Source organism: Brenneria sp. L4-2C, from assembly GCF_040240335.1.
Lineage (GTDB): Bacteria > Pseudomonadota > Gammaproteobacteria > Enterobacterales > Enterobacteriaceae > Brenneria.
Map to the genome: position 1 here is coordinate 29,126 of NZ_JBEIAC010000024.1, position 14,949 is coordinate 44,074.

Genomic DNA, 14,949 nt, shown 5'->3' on the forward strand with positions numbered 1-14,949 from the left:
ATTTTGAGCATAATGGAAACGAAATATAACCCGCAAGATATCGAGCAGCCTCTTTACGAGCACTGGGAAGAGCAAGGCTACTTCAAGCCGAACGGCGATGTGAGCAAAGAAAGCTTCAGTATCATGATCCCGCCGCCCAACGTCACCGGCAGCTTGCATATGGGCCATGCTTTCCAGCAAACCATTATGGATACGATGATCCGCTATCAGCGTATGCAGGGGAAAAACACGCTGTGGCAGGCAGGTACCGACCACGCCGGTATCGCCACCCAGATGGTGGTGGAGCGTAAAATCGCGGCGGAAGAAGGCAAGACTCGGCATGATTATGGCCGGGAAGGCTTCATCGAGAAAATCTGGCAGTGGAAAGCCGAATCCGGCGGCACCATTACCCGTCAGATGCGTCGTCTGGGCAACTCCGTGGACTGGGAGCGAGAGCGCTTTACCATGGACGATGGGCTGTCCGAGGCGGTGAAAGAAGTATTCGTTCGCCTGTATAACGAAGATCTGATTTATCGCGGCAAACGTCTGGTGAATTGGGATCCGAAACTGCGTACCGCCATTTCCGACCTGGAAGTGGAAAACCGCGAATCCAAAGGCTCCATGTGGCACCTGCGTTATCCGCTGGCCGACGGCGTGAAAACGGCTGACGGTAAAGATTACCTGGTGGTCGCCACCACGCGTCCCGAAACCGTGCTGGGCGATACCGGCGTGGCGGTAAACCCGGAAGATCCGCGCTATAAAGACCTGATCGGCAAAGAGGTTCTATTGCCGCTGGTTAACCGCCGCATCCAGATCGTCGGCGACGAACACGCCGATATGACCAAAGGCACCGGCTGCGTGAAAATTACGCCGGCGCATGACTTCAACGACTACGAAGTCGGCAAGCGTCACCAATTGCCGATGATCAACATCCTCACGTTTGACGGCGATATCCGTCAGGAAGCCGAAGTCTTCGATCCCAACGGCGAAGCCAGCACCGCCTACAGCGGCGACATCCCCGAGCAATTCCGCGGTCTTGAGCGTTTCGCCGCCCGTAAAGCGATAGTCGCGGCTTTTGATGACATGGGGCTGCTGGAAGAGATCAAGGCGCATGATTTGACCGTGCCGTACGGTGACCGAGGCGGCGTAGTGATTGAACCGATGCTGACCGATCAGTGGTATGTGCGTACCGCGCCGCTGGCGAAAGTGGCGATTGAAGCGGTGGAGCAGGGGGAAATCCAGTTCGTCCCGAAACAGTACGAAAATATGTACTTCAGCTGGATGCGTGATATCCAGGACTGGTGTATCTCGCGTCAGCTGTGGTGGGGACACCGCATTCCGGCCTGGTACGACGCGCAGGGCAAGGTCTACGTCGGTCGCGATGAAGCGGAAGTGCGCCGCGAAAATAATCTGTCTGACGATGTGGTGTTGAATCAGGACGACGATGTGCTGGATACCTGGTTCTCCTCCGGGTTGTGGACGTTCTCCACGCTGGGGTGGCCGGAACAGACGCCGGAACTGAAGGCGTTCCATCCCAGCAGCGTGATGGTCAGCGGCTTCGACATCATCTTCTTCTGGATTGCCCGCATGATCATGCTGACCATGCACTTCATCAAAGATGAAAACGGCAAGCCGCAGGTTCCGTTCCATACGGTTTATATGACGGGGCTGATCCGCGATGAAGAAGGACAGAAAATGTCCAAATCCAAAGGGAACGTGATTGACCCGCTGGATATGGTGGACGGTATTTCGCTGGAAGCGCTGCTGGAAAAACGCACCGGCAATATGATGCAGCCGCAGTTGGCGGAAAAAATCCGTAAGCGTACCGAGAAACAGTTCCCGAATGGGATTGAACCGCATGGCACGGATGCGCTGCGTTTTACGCTGGCGGCGCTGGCGTCTACCGGACGTGATATCAACTGGGATATGAAACGTCTGGAGGGTTACCGCAATTTCTGCAACAAACTGTGGAACGCCAGCCGTTTTGTGCTGATGAATACCGAGGGGCAGGACTGCGGACAACAGGGCGGCGATAAAGTGCTGTCGCTGGCCGATCGCTGGATCCGGGCGGAATTCAACCGCACGGTGAAAGCGTACCGCGAGGCTTTGGATAGCTATCGTTTCGATATCGCCGCCAATATTTTGTATGAATTCACCTGGAATCAGTTCTGCGACTGGTATCTGGAGCTGGCGAAGCCGGTGATGAATGGCGGCAGCGAAGCGGAACTGCGCGGCACCCGGCAGACGCTGGTGGACGTGCTGGAAGCGCTGCTGCGTCTGGCGCATCCGATCATTCCGTTTATTACTGAAACCATCTGGCAACGGGTGAAAGCGCTGAAAGGCATTAGCGCCGATACGATCATGTTGCAGCCTTTCCCTGAGTTCGACGCCGCGCAGGAAGATACGCAGGCGCTGAACGATCTGGAATGGATCAAGCAGGCGATTATTGCCGTGCGTAATATTCGTGCGGAAATGAATATCGCGCCGGGTAAACCGCTGGAACTGCTGTTGCGTGACGCCAATCCTGAGGCTGTACGTCGGGTGGAAGAAAACCGCGGCTTTATTCAAACGCTGGCTCGTCTGGATAGCATCACGCTGTTGCCGGCGGGCGATAAAGGCCCGGTATCCGTCACCAAACTGGTGGATGGCGCTGAGCTGTCGATCCCGATGGCCGGCCTGATAGACAAAGCCGCCGAGCTGGATCGTCTGGCCAAAGAAGTCGCCAAAATTGAAGCGGAAATTGGCCGCATCGAAAGCAAACTGGCCAATGAAGGTTTTGTGGCGCGCGCGCCGCAAGCCGTCGTGGACAAAGAGCGGGCCAAACTGGATGGCTACGCGGTAGCAAAAGCGAAACTGTTGGAACAGCAGGCGACTATCGCCGCGCTGTAACGGCTGCCGGATTTTCTTCACCGCAGGCGCTCAACGTCCGATATCACATCGGGCGTTGAGCGCCGATCAGTTTCTGGCGTTTTGCCATTCATTCTCCCTTCGTATTCCTCATTTGCAGTAACCTCACGGCCGCATGAAAACACGATTTAAGGCCGCTAAACGGCTTGCCGGATCCCTCCGCGATTTCTTATTTATTCTCGGTTATACGCTGCCAGTCATATCAATGTCCGGGCCGAACGGGCTGTAAGGTAAGAATAATATTTTCAATAAGCATAAATAATAATGAGAACAACTATCAATTCACTCAGGGTTTGATATTATTTCAGGCTGATTTATTGTGTCATTGTGATGGATTAACGGTGGAGGCACAGCGTGAATACGGCTGTCAGTAATATTACCCAACAGGTATCATCAGCCTGGCAAAAAAAACGTGGCGCATTTAGCGTAATTTCTCGTAGCGTGCTGGTTACCCTGCTTTTGACTGCGGGACTCAGTGGAAATACGCTGGCGGCTCCACCGGTCAGCGCGCCTTTATCCGGTGACAGCACCAGTGAAGCGGTCGCCGCACCGGCTACGCCTGATTCTCCCGCTGTTGATTCTTCTATCGCCGCGCCGCTCCCCGTCGCGCCGGAGGCGTCGCCGCTTTCATTACCGCCCAATGCGGCGCCGGGCGCCAGTAACCTGATGAGAACTGACCTGTCCGTCTGGGGCATGTATCAGCATGCCGACCTGGTGGTGAAGACGGTGATGATCGGCCTGTTGCTGGCCTCTGTCATTACCTGGGCGATTTTCTTTAGTAAAAGCGTGGAACTGATGGGCGCCAAACGTCGCGCGCGTCGGGAATACCAACTGCTGGAACAAGCTAAAACCCTGGATGATGCCGTGGATGCGGCTGAGGCGTTCAAGTCCGGGGGCGTGGCGCGACAACTGCTGGCGGATGCGCAGAATGAGCTGGAACTGTCCGCGCGCTCCGATGACAACAACGGGATTAAAGAGCGTACGGCTTTCCGTCTGGAACGTCGAGTTGCCGCTACCGGTCGTCATATGGGACGCGGTAATGGTTATCTGGCGACGGTCGGCGCGGTGGCGCCATTCATCGGGCTGTTTGGTACCGTGTGGGGCATCATGAACAGCTTTATCGGTATCGCGCAAACGCAGACCACTAATCTGGCCGTCGTCGCGCCAGGTATTGCCGAAGCGCTGCTGGCGACGGCAATCGGCCTGGTGGCCGCGATCCCGGCGGTAGTGATTTATAACATCTTCGCTCGCTGGATTACCGGCTATAAAGCGCTGGTGGGCGATGTCGCCGCACAGGTGCTGCTGCTGCTGAGCCGCGACCTGGACGTGGCGGCCAGCAATGATAACCGGGCATCTTCATCGGCGCAGAAATTGCGGGTGGGATAAGTTATGGCGATACATTTGAACGACGATGTGAGCGAAAACGGCGAAATGCACGATATCAACGTGACGCCGTTTATTGACGTCATGCTGGTTCTGTTGATTATTTTTATGGTTGCCGCGCCCCTGGCTACGGTGGATATTCGCGTGGATTTGCCGGCTTCATCCGCCGCGCCTCAGCCGCGCCCTGAGAAGCCGGTTTACCTGACGGTGAAAGCCGATAAACAGCTATATGTCGGCGATGATGTAGTGAGCGAACAGTCGCTGGCTCAGGCGCTGGATGTCACCACGAGCGGTAATAAAGACACCACCATTTTCTTCCAGGCGGATAAGAGCGTGGATTATGAAACCATGATGAGGGTAATGGACGCGTTACGCAAAGCCGGATATCTCAAAGTGGGGCTGGTTGGCGCTGAGTCGGCGGCCAGATAACCCTGACATCATCGTGTTTTCGCAGTCATATCCGGTCGTCTGGTAACCAGTCGACCGGGTCGCAAACCTTTTACGCGTAGATTGCAGTCGATTGATGATGACGCCTGTCTCCACGGATTAGCGCCATTGGCAGGGCAAGTTCCGCCACTAGCGTGATTCAGGATGCCGCCAGTAGATATGCGCTGGCGGAAGATAGCGCTTATCCTGTTTCAATGGACGTTCTTCGATCAACGTCGTAATCATGTCAAAGCTATTTCCCGCCAGACGTTCGCTATCCTGAGCGATAGTGTCAATCTTCAACGGCAAACAATCAAACAGGTAGTGATCGTCAAAGCTGCACAGATGGATATCGCTCTCCATCAGGTTATGCTGGCTCAGATAGCGCAAAACCCCTTCCAGCAGGCCGCAGGCCGCGGTAAATAGCGCTTTCGGCGGTCGCCCCAGTTCGGCACAGAGCTGGGCGAACATTTCATAGCCTGAACTGGGGTGATAATTACCATGAATAATCCATTCAGGACGGCACTCAATCCCTGCGCGTTGTAATCCCAACTGGAAGCCGGCCAGACGGTCGCGGGTCGGGGAAATGCGCGATTGGCCGCCAATGAAATAGAACTCATCACCGTGCCGGCGAGCGACGCGCTCGACGAGTTCGGCCGTCGATTCGATCGACTCGGTCATCACCAGAGGTAATTGAGATTCGCCGATTACCCGGTCAAATTGCACAACCGGCAATTGCTGATTGATTTTCTGGTATTCGATATCGCTGAGCATGCTGGATGCCACAATGATCCCGTCGACCTGACGCTGTACCAGACTGTTGACCGCCATCATCTCCTGACTGGGATTTTCATCCGTACAGGCGATAAGGAGCTGCAATCCCGCTTCGCGGCACAGCATTTCCAGGTCGCGCGAGATAATGGCGAAACCATAGTTGGTCATTTCCGGCACCACCAGGCCCAGCGTATTGCTACGGGACGATCGCAGTGAACGGGCATGGATACTGGGCTGATAACGCTGCTCGTGAGCGATGGCCAGAATACGATCGCGGGTTGCATCAGAAACGCGGAACTCTTTACTCCGACCATTGAGCACCACGCTGGCCGTCGATTTTGATACGCCCGAAAGCGCGGCAATATCACTGATTGTTACGCGTTTAGTCTGTTTCACCGCTTGAACTTTCTATCGTCGGAAAAAGGGATGTCATTCTATCACGCATGGCGCTAACAGCCAGTGCTGCAATGTTAATCGTCCCGAGCCGCTGAAAGAAAGCGTTGCGTCTCCGTCAGGGAAACAATTGGCGGACATCGTTGCGACGCCGTCATTGATGAAAATCTCGACGCTGGTACGGTCGAACAAGATCTGCAATTGGCGTAGTTCTCCGCGCCAATAGCGGTGTTCCGGCTCGCCGGTTCTCAGATTGCGCCGGCTCAGGGTCAGGCGTTCGCCGTCCCAGCAAACAACCAGCCGCGAGGCGATATCAAGCTGAAATTCACCTTGAGAATCAATGATGACTTCGGCGCTGTTTATCGGGAGCGGCGGCGCATAGCTGGCGACGCCTTGCCATGTGAAGTGCTGCGTACGCAACTGTTGCAATTCGCGAACAGGATGCTGATAGAGCTTGCCATCGCGCAGCGTCAGCTCGCGCGGGCAGGTCATGGTGTGGATCCAGCCCTGCTCGATAGTGGGGTCAAAAAACTCGTTCTCATCAGGGATGGACATCCAGCCGAACATCAAACGTCGCCCATCCTCACTTGCCGTGGTTTGCGGGGCGTAAAATTCGAAGCCAAGATCCAGTTCATGGAATTCACGGTGCGGATAATGACCGCTTTGGTAATCCAGCTCGCCGATAAAATAACCCGCCTGAAAGGTGTTCAGATAACGCTCGTCTTGCGCGGCGATACCCTGCGGGCAGCAGATTAAAACGTCCTGTTCATTCAACCGGAACAGGTCGGGACATTCCCACATGTAACCAAAATCACCCAACCCGCCGAGTCGGGAGCCGGCAATTTCGGCGATTTTATCCCAGCGGCGCAGATCGCTTGAGCGAAATAGCAACACCTTACCCTGTCGCTGCTTATCCTGCGCGCCCAGCACCATGTACCAGTGCGCGTCATGTTTCCACACTTTCGGGTCGCGCACATGACCGGTATAGCCTTCCGGCAGATCCAGCACGGGCCCCAGTTTGTCATACTCGCCGTCGGCGTTCTCTCTGGCCAGACATTGGAATGCCGTGCGCGAACCGTCGCCGTATTTGACATTACCGGTATAAATCAGGGTGATCGCACCGTTATCCACGACGGCGGAGCCGGAGTAACAGCCATGCGTTTCGTAGCTTTCACTGGGTACCAGGGCGACAGGTTCATGCCGCCAATGCACCAGATTGGTCGAGCTCCAGTGCCCCCAGAATTTTGCTCCGTGGGCACAGGCTAAAGGATTCCACTGATAAAACAGATGGTAGCGCCCATCATGATGAATAAATCCGTTCGGATCGTTGAGCAACCCCACGCTGGGCGACAGATGCCAATACGGACGGTGAGGATCGTCGCCGAGCCGGGCCTGATTAGACATCAGGGCGTGCGCCATGCGCTTTAACAAGTGGACTTCTTTCATTATTCGCTATCCGTTTTATATTTCAGCAGGAATGAAATGATAAACGCCGCGCCGAAGGCGATGAGCATGCCAATCAGGTAGCTAAGCATAGAGCCTGCTTTTACGATTGCCAGTCCGGGAAAGCCGGTCAATCCTACCGCCGTCATGCTGACATGGTTGAATACCACCCACGCGCCGCCGAGCGCGCCGCCCGCAAGGGCTGCCAGGAACGGTTTGATGAAACGCAGATTAATACCAAATATCGCCGCTTCGGTTATCCCCAGCAGACAGGAAAATCCGGCAGGGACGGCAATGGCTTTGATTTTTGCATCGCGCGTTTTGAAATAAACGGCCAGACAGGCTCCGCCCTGCGCGACGTTAGCCATCGCCCAGATAGGCAGCAGGAAGTTAACGCCGATAGCGGGGTTGCCCAGCAGCCCGGCCTCAATGGCATGGAAGCTGTGGTGGACGCCGGTGATGACGATCGCCGAATAGAGACCGCCGAACAGCAGTCCAGCCAGCCAGCCGGCATGGGTAATCAAGGTGTTTAACACAAAAGAGATGCCGTCGCCCAGCATACGCCCCGCCGGACCGATGATAAGCAAGGCGATAAAGCCGGAAATGACCACGGTCAGGAACGGCGTAATAATAATGTCTAACGCCTCCGGCACCACCTTGCGCAGGCGCTTTTCCACCAGACTCATAAACCAGACGGCCAGCAGTACCGGGAATACCGTTCCCTGATAGCCCACCATGGCGATATCCAGACCGAACAGGCTCATGGTCTGGAAGCCGCCGGCGACGCCCCAGGCGTTGGTGAGCGCGGGGTGGGTGAGAATGCCGCCCAGCGTCGCGCCAAGGTAGGGGTTGCCGCCAAATTCCCGTGCGGCGGTGAAGCCGATAAGAATGGGCAGAATGATAAAGGCGGCGGAGCTGAACATGTCCAGCATGATGAAGATGGCGCTGCCGGCATCGGCCCAGCCATAGGTTTTAATCAACCCGAGCAGCCCCATCAGCAGACCGGATGCCACGATCGCCGGGATAATGGGGACAAAGATGTTTGACAGCAGACGGGCCAGACGTTGCAGCGGGTTTAGCTTCTGTGCGGCCGCCGTGGCGGCTTCAGATTTGCTGGATTCGCTGATGTTGGCCGCTTTGATAAATTCGGCATAAACTTTATTGACCAGTCCGGTGCCGAAAATTATCTGGATTTGTCCCGCATTGTGAAAACAGCCTTTGACTCCATCAACCTTTTCAATCGCTTTTTTATCGGCCAGGCTATCGTCATTCAGCACCAGCCGCAGACGGGTGGCGCAGTGGGCGGCACTGGCGATATTTTCTTTTCCGCCCAACAGGGGGATCAGTGCTGTCGCTGTGGCGTTAATGTCCATTTTATTCCTCTTTTATAGGTGTCCTCGTCGCCGGTTAGCGCAAACCCCGCTAACCGGCGCTCGTTGCTGTGTTACGCTGACTTAGAACCAGGTTTCCATCTGGACGCCGAAATTCCATTCTCCGCCGGCGGTGAAACCGGTCGAGCCGAAGGTGTCTTCGCTGGAGTAGTTATCCAGCCGCTTATCCCAGTTCACGTAGCTGGCGAACAGACGTAACTCGGGACGGCTGAAGAAGTTGGCGATATCGCCGGCTTTGAAGGTAGGGGCGAACGTCAGCTTGTAGAAACCGCCGCTGACCTTGTTAAGCGCGTTGTAGCCGCGCGGATCGAGATCCATATATTGGTAGCTGCCTTCATAGGCCAGCGCGAAGTTTTCGGTGATTTCCTGAATCAGACGGGCGTTAAAGGTGATCCATTCATAGCTGTCTCCATTAACGTAGCGATCCTTGCTGCTCTGAGCCAGAATGGCCGGAGCGAAGCTCCAGTTGCTGCTCAGCGGCGTGGTGCCGTAGGTAGCCAGGCGCCAGGTGCTGGCGTCATCGGTCAGATTACCGTCGGAACCGACATTCTTCACCTCCGCGCCCAAACCGTGACCGTATAGGATGGCTACTTTCGAGCTACCTTCGCTCAGCCCATAGAAGCTGTCGCCATGCCAGGCCGCCATCGCATGATAACCTCGGTCGCCGGCGTTGGTATTGGTGACCGTATTGGCGCTGTTATTTCCGGTATTGGTTTTCGCGTCGTTATTATTCGCCGTCAACCCGCTGAGCATAAACTGGAACGGGCCGACGTAGTTATTGGCGGTGAAGACGTAGTTTTTGATGTCGTTATCCAGCGAAGTAATGGCTCCCAGACTACGACCATAAACAGAGAAGTTGCTTTTGAAGCTATCCGCCCATTTCACGTCGTAGATACCGCCGCCGGTGCCGGCCAGGAAGACCACGTCGCTATCCAGCCAGTGGATGTCGAAGTTGTCGCGGTCGAAACGTTTACCGGCCCATAACGTGGTGTCTTTCCAGATCCCCGTAAAGGTCGGCAGGGAGCCTAACTCGACGAAGGCTTCGCGCACGTTGAGGTCGCTGCTGGCCGCGGTCCAGTCGTTATAACTGCGCTGGCCGTCAGCCATCATGACTTTGAAACGCGTCGTCGCGCCGTTATCCAGTTTTTGTTTGTGCTCCAGTTTTAATTCAAGGTAAGTGTCGTCTTCGTTGCCCAGACGGCCGATGTGACCGCCAGTGCTGCCTGCCGGCGACATCCCTGGCCCAATATCCGCATTTGAGCTGACTGATGAGTCATTTGCCAATAGACCGGAGCGGGCATAGCCATGAAATTCGAAACCGTCGGCGAACGATTTCTGGCTGGCCAGTTCGGTTGTGCGTTGTTCAACCTGTTGCGCTTTCTGTTCGGTTTGCGCGGTGCGGGCCTCCAACTGTTGCGTGTGTTTTTCAGCGGCATCCGCTCTGGCTTCGGCTATCTGCGCACGCTGTTCGGCCTGTTGCAGCCTTTGTTCCAGCGCATTTAGACGGGCTTCGATGCTGCCGGAACTGGCAGCGGAAGCATAGAGCGGAGATGAGAGTAGTAATCCAATTACTATGGCGAGTCGGTTTGGTTTCATTTTTTTTCTCTTCTTATTTTTAGGGGAGCTTTTGTCGGCTAAAAATCCGTTTTTGCTAAAATGCTAAACCGGTTTTCCGAAGAGAAAATAAGGGGGGGAGATCAGGTTGGCAAGGAACTTTACCAACCTGTTTCTGTAACTGTGATCCTGGCTGCAAAACAACTTTTGTAAGCGGATCTGAGCCTGAAATTAAGGCTTGGCCTGCAAGGTGGACTGGAGTTGTCGGGCAAATGGCAGGGCCGTCATGGCGCCTTTCGCCGTGGTCGCCAGCGCGCCGCACAATTGTGCTTGTTCGATCACACTATCCCATGAAACTGGCTGAGATAAGTCGTCATACTCGGCAAGTCCTTGCAGCAGACCGGCAACAAAGGCATCGCCTGCTCCAGTGGTATCCACCGGCGCGACATAAGGGGCAGGGAAGTGCTGTCGTTGCTGGCGATCGCGCAGCCAAACGCCTTCGCTGCCCATGGTGACCAGCAACAATTTAATCGGATAGCGTTGCATCAGCTCTTCAATGCCTTGTTCCACATCGGCGGTGGTACTGAGAAACGCCAGCTCTTCGCTCGATAGCTTAACGACGTCCGCCAACGCCAACGCCTGATCGAGGCAAGTTTTCAACGTCTGTTCGCTGGACCAAAGATCCGCGCGGATATTGGGATCGAAGCTGATCCACCCGTTTGCGGCTTTGATGCGCCGCATGGCTTCAAAGGCGGTGCCGCGCGACGGCTCCTGGGATAAGGCGATGGAACAGAGGTGCAGCCATTCGCCTTGCTTAAACTCAGGCAGATCGCCCGGTTGTATAAACAGATCGGCACTTGGGCGAACCATAAAGGTAAACGAACGCTCGCCATACTGGTCAAGACTGACCACCACGGTGGAGGTCCGGTGGGCGCTATCCCCAACCATGTGGTGCGTATCAACCTGTTCCCGGTTTAACACGTCGCGCAGAAAATGACCGAAGACATCGTCGCCGACCCGGCCGATAAAGGCGCTACGGCCATCCAGGCGGGCAATACCTACCGCCACATTGGCAGGCGCGCCGCCCGGACATTTGAGATAACGCTCCGCATCTTCCGGAATGAGATCGACGACGGCGTCACCCATCACCCAAATTTTGTGTGCCATAAAATTACTCTTGTCAGGGATATTAGAAACGCTTGCTAAAATAGAAGAATCGGTTTAGCTACGCAACTTATTAACGAAATATGTTAAGCGGCAGGCACAAAAAGTGATACCTGCATCATAGTTTTGCCCTTAAAAACACGGATATTTGCCGAATTGCTTGCCAAGTGAACAAAAACAGGTTTTATCCGATGTCTTACGGGAAATGATCTGGCGGAGAGCCAGCTATCAGGATGCATGGCGAAAAGGAGAAAGGATATGATTCACTACGGATCTTGCCGGATTCGACGCAATGTTCATTGCGTTGCCGAATTTCAACCCATTGCGCTAATCGTCATGCCCTCTTTACAACCTATGAAAAATGTTACGGCGCGCCAGCGGCCGGATAGGCGTAATAATTGTGCGTAATTACAATCTGTTATGGGGCGTGTGGGCGGTATGGGGTTTACTGGTGGCGGGCTGGCTGGTCGATATCCATATGGATTTACCCGCCCTGTTTTATGGGAAAGCGTTGGCCGTCGTTCTGGGACTTGCCCTGCCTGCGCTGATGGTCTGGTTTTATAAAACGAAAAGGAATCGGTTAATGTCTTCATTTGATGAAAATAAAAATGCAGTGACCGCCTCGCAAGAGGCGGGCGAGATAAAGTATTTCACTGAATCGCTTCGCCCGGTGAGTCCCCCTAACGGCGATAAGGACACGGTTATTTCCCAGGGCGCGCAAATCGCCGGCGAGGTGAAAGCCGCGGGTAATATAACCGTTGAAGGCCACGTTATTGGCGATTTATTCTGTGAAAATACCATTAAAGTAGAGAATTCGGGGAAAGTGATTGGTGAAATAAAGGCGCGAAAGATCATTATCGATGGCTATGTCGACGGACGGCTTGAGGCTTGCTCGGTGTCGGTATTGGCGCAGGGGAAAGTGGTCGGGGATATTTTTTCAGACGAGTTATCCATTGAGAGAGGCGGCGTCTTCAATGGTCAGGCGAACCCATCGCAGCAGAATCAGGAGCGAAGCGTTTACGCGCAGGGCGGCGGTTATTCTGGCTATGGGGAATTGCGTGACGGCGTCGAGGCGGGGTGATGGGGCGACGACAACCTGTCGTCATGGGGAAAAGTCGCGATTAAGCGAGATTTCCGGCTGAAAAGTTTGATCCGACGCATGCCGGAGGCACTCTGGTCGGCAGCTTTACTTTTGTCCACGTATAATTCACGGCCCCTGTCCGGTGGTGAATAAATACGCAATCATTGGGGCGGGTTATTAATCATCCTCTTTTCTGACGACGAAGAATTTTTATGCCAATCAGCCTGATTCAGCCCGAACGCACGCTATTCTCCTACCCACGCTATTGGGCCGAGTGTTACGGCACGGCGCCGTTTTTCCCTATGTCGAAAGCGGAGATGGCGCAACTGGGCTGGGATAGTTGCGATGTGGTTATCGTCACCGGCGATGCGTACGTGGATCATCCGAGTTTCGGCATGGCGATTGTCGGGCGGATGCTGGAAGCGCAAGGGTTTCGCGTCGGCATCATCTCTCAGCCCGACTGGACGTCGAAAGACGATTTTATGCGTCTTGGCAAGCCTAATCTCTATTTTGGCGTGACGGCCGGCAACATGGACTCGATGATCAACCGCTACACAGCGGATCGAAAATTACGCCACGACGATGCCTATACGCCCGGCAATGTCGCGGGGAAAAGGCCGGATCGGGCGACGCTGGCGTATAGCCAGCGCTGCAAGGAAGCCTATAACGATGTTCCGGTGATCCTCGGCGGTATCGAAGCCAGCCTGCGGCGTATCGCGCACTATGATTACTGGTCCGATACCGTGCGGCGCTCGGTATTGGTGGACGCCAAGGCGGACATGCTGGTCTACGGCAACGGCGAACGCCCGATGGTTGAGATTACGCACCGGCTGGCGGCGGGCGAGGCGATTGGCGATATTCAAGACGTGCGCAATACCGCGGTGATGCGCAAAACCGCGCTCAGCGGCTGGACGGGCGTTGATTCAACCCGGCTTGATAAACCCGGCCGCATTGAGCCGATTATCAATCCCTACGGCGAGGATCTGCCTTGTTCCGACGGGGAGACGCCCGCGCCGGATGCGGCTCAGCCGATAACCGTGCGCGCGCCCAAGCCTAAACCGTGGGAAAAAACCTACGTGCTGTTGCCGTCGTTTGAAAAAGTGAAAGGCGATAAGGTGATGTACGCCCATGCGTCGCGGATATTACATCATGAAACCAATCCCGGCTGCGCCAGGGCGTTGATGCAAAAGCACGGCGACCGCTATGTTTGGATTAATCCGCCGGCGATCCCGCTCTCTACCGAAGAAATGGATGCGGTGTTTGCACTGCCGTTTCAGCGTGTCCCGCATCCTTCCTACGGTAAGGCGATCATTCCGGCCTATGACATGATTCGCTTTTCGATCAATATCATGCGCGGGTGTTATGGCGGTTGTTCCTTCTGTTCGATCACTGAGCACGAAGGCCGGATCATTCAGAGCCGTTCGGAGGAATCGATTGTCAAAGAGATCGAGGAGATCCGCGATAACGTGCCGGGGTTTACCGGCGTGATCTCCGATCTGGGCGGCCCGACGGCGAATATGTATATGCTGCGCTGCCAGTCGCCGCGCGCCGAGCAGAGCTGCCGGCGGGCTTCCTGCGTTTATCCGGCAATCTGTCCGCATATGGATACCAACCATGAGCCGACCATCAAGCTTTATCGGCGCACCCGCAGTCTGAAAGGGATCAAGAAAATTCTCATCGCTTCCGGCGTCCGTTACGATCTGGCGGTGGCCGATCCGCGCTATATCAAGGAGCTGGCCGAGCATCATGTCGGCGGATATCTGAAGATCGCCCCTGAGCATACCGAGGACGGGCCGCTGTCGAAAATGATGAAGCCGGGAATGGGCAGCTATCATCGTTTCAAGGCGCTTTTTGACCATTATTCAGAGCAGGCGGGAAAACAACAGTATTTGATCCCCTATTTTATTTCCGCGCATCCCGGAACCGAGGATAAAGATATGGTCAATCTGGCGCTGTGGCTGAAAAAGAATCGTTTCCGATTGGATCAGGTGCAAAACTTTTACCCTTCGCCATTGGCAAATGCGACTACCATGTATTACAGCGGTAAGAATCCGCTCGGCAAGGTGGATTACAAAAGCGAGGACGTGGTGGTGCCGCGGGGCGAACGCCAACGCCGTCTGCATAAAGCGCTGCTGCGTTATCACGATCCGGCGAACTGGCCGTTGCTGCGCGACGCGCTGACCGCGATGGGGCTGAAACGCCTGATTGGAAACCGGCCCGATTGTCTGATCCCCGCCCAGGCGCCGGGAGAACGCGCCGCTGCGCGCGCCGGCTCCGGCGCAAAAGGCCGCGCGCCCGCTCGACCGGCGTTGACCCGTTTTACCGCGCCGGCCGTAGCCGACAAACCCGCCGGCAAACAAGCGGCGCCGGGCGGTAAAAATACCGCAACCGGCAGAGATGGCAGGTCAAAAAACAAGCCGGTCAAACAGGGTAGAAAAACGCGTTAAGATCGCA

10 protein-coding genes are annotated in these 14,949 nt (G+C 55.3%); 5 read left to right on the plus strand and 5 right to left on the minus strand.

The genetic code is table 11. From position 1 onward, the window contains the following. The first annotated feature begins 12 nt into the window (after positions 1-12). The 3 genes from ABRZ26_RS22280 to exbD all read left to right on the plus strand — a co-directional run bounded on the left by ABRZ26_RS22280 (position 13) and on the right by exbD (position 4,698). The gene (locus ABRZ26_RS22280; RefSeq protein WP_319606288.1) at positions 13-2,868 is read left to right on the plus strand and encodes a valine--tRNA ligase; all 2,856 of its coding nucleotides are present in this window, start codon (positions 13-15) and stop codon (positions 2,866-2,868) included. A 372-nt stretch (positions 2,869-3,240) separates the two neighbouring features. Next, the gene (exbB, locus tag ABRZ26_RS22285; RefSeq protein ID WP_319606289.1) at positions 3,241-4,272 is read left to right on the plus strand and encodes a tol-pal system-associated acyl-CoA thioesterase; all 1,032 of its coding nucleotides are present in this window, start codon (positions 3,241-3,243) and stop codon (positions 4,270-4,272) included. Between the two features lie 3 nt (positions 4,273-4,275). Then, on the plus strand, positions 4,276-4,698 hold the full coding sequence (gene exbD / locus ABRZ26_RS22290) for a TonB system transport protein ExbD (RefSeq protein WP_319606290.1): 423 nt from the start codon (positions 4,276-4,278) through the stop codon (positions 4,696-4,698). Between the two features lie 147 nt (positions 4,699-4,845). On the opposite strand, the gene ABRZ26_RS22295 is transcribed toward exbD, so the two are convergent. From ABRZ26_RS22295 to cscK, 5 genes are all read right to left on the minus strand, one after another. Beyond that, positions 4,846-5,865: a substrate-binding domain-containing protein gene (locus tag ABRZ26_RS22295; RefSeq protein WP_319606291.1), complete on the minus strand. Its 1,020-nt coding sequence runs from the start codon at positions 5,863-5,865 to the stop codon at positions 4,846-4,848. A 33-nt stretch (positions 5,866-5,898) separates the two neighbouring features. Further along, positions 5,899-7,308, minus strand: a complete 1,410-nt coding sequence (locus tag ABRZ26_RS22300; protein WP_319606292.1) for a glycoside hydrolase family 32 protein — start codon at positions 7,306-7,308, stop codon at positions 5,899-5,901. Continuing rightward, positions 7,308-8,678 (minus strand): sucrose-specific PTS transporter subunit IIBC, encoded by a 1,371-nt coding sequence (locus ABRZ26_RS22305; RefSeq protein WP_319606293.1) that lies wholly within the window; start codon positions 8,676-8,678, stop codon positions 7,308-7,310. The genes ABRZ26_RS22300 and ABRZ26_RS22305 overlap by 1 nt, the downstream gene beginning before the upstream one ends. Before the next feature lie 81 nt (positions 8,679-8,759). Continuing rightward, positions 8,760-10,292, minus strand: a complete 1,533-nt coding sequence (locus tag ABRZ26_RS22310) for a carbohydrate porin (RefSeq protein WP_319606294.1) — start codon at positions 10,290-10,292, stop codon at positions 8,760-8,762. A 189-nt stretch (positions 10,293-10,481) separates the two neighbouring features. After that, a complete protein-coding gene (gene cscK / locus ABRZ26_RS22315) occupies positions 10,482-11,417 on the minus strand; it encodes a fructokinase (RefSeq protein WP_319606295.1) in 936 nt (311 codons plus the stop codon). A gap of 397 nt (positions 11,418-11,814) precedes the next feature. Here cscK and ABRZ26_RS22320 point away from each other — a divergent pair, with 397 nt between their 5' ends. Continuing rightward, complete coding sequence (locus tag ABRZ26_RS22320; protein WP_319606296.1) at positions 11,815-12,495, plus strand: bactofilin family protein; 681 nt, start codon at positions 11,815-11,817, stop codon at positions 12,493-12,495. Between the two features lie 212 nt (positions 12,496-12,707). Next, positions 12,708-14,942, plus strand: coding sequence for a YgiQ family radical SAM protein (locus tag ABRZ26_RS22325; RefSeq protein WP_319606297.1), 2,235 nt, complete (start codon positions 12,708-12,710; stop codon positions 14,940-14,942). Positions 14,943-14,949 lie beyond the last annotated feature (7 nt).